Origin of the sequence: Flavobacterium silvaticum (assembly GCF_012911565.1) — a bacterium.
Lineage (GTDB): Bacteria > Bacteroidota > Bacteroidia > Flavobacteriales > Flavobacteriaceae > Flavobacterium > Flavobacterium silvaticum.
Window position 1 is genome coordinate 1 of record NZ_JAAMPU010000057.1, and the last position, 435, is coordinate 435.

1 protein-coding gene is annotated in these 435 nt (G+C 58.6%); it reads left to right on the forward strand.

Annotated features, from left to right (window positions below):
• The coding region (locus tag G6047_RS00205) for a putative metal-binding motif-containing protein (protein ID WP_211165346.1) at positions 1–435 on the forward strand (435 nt) is incomplete at both ends.

Here is a 435-nt window from a genome sequence, read left to right on the forward strand (position 1 = left end):
CCGATTTCGACGGATACACCAGCGGTGCCTCCACCGTGACCTGTTACGGGGCTGCGATCCCTGCCGGATACGTGGCAACGCTTACGGCCATCGACTGTAACGATGCCGTGGCAGCCATCAATCCAGGCCATGCCGAGGTACTGTACAACGGTGTCGACGACAACTGCGACGGCAACCTCGACGAAGGCTTCCAGCTGCTTTCCAACGTGATCAACGCACAGTGCGGCATCACCCTTGCCGCCATCAACTCGGTGATCCAGGTGACCACCTTCCCGAACATCACCATGTACCGCTACCGTGTCTACAAGATCGTGGGCGGTGTGCCTACAGGTGCCCCTCAATACGTGGAGCGTCCACAGGGATACTTCTCGTTCACCAACATGGCTTCCTACGACTATGCCTCCACGTACAGCATCCAGGTGGAGCTGCAACGCA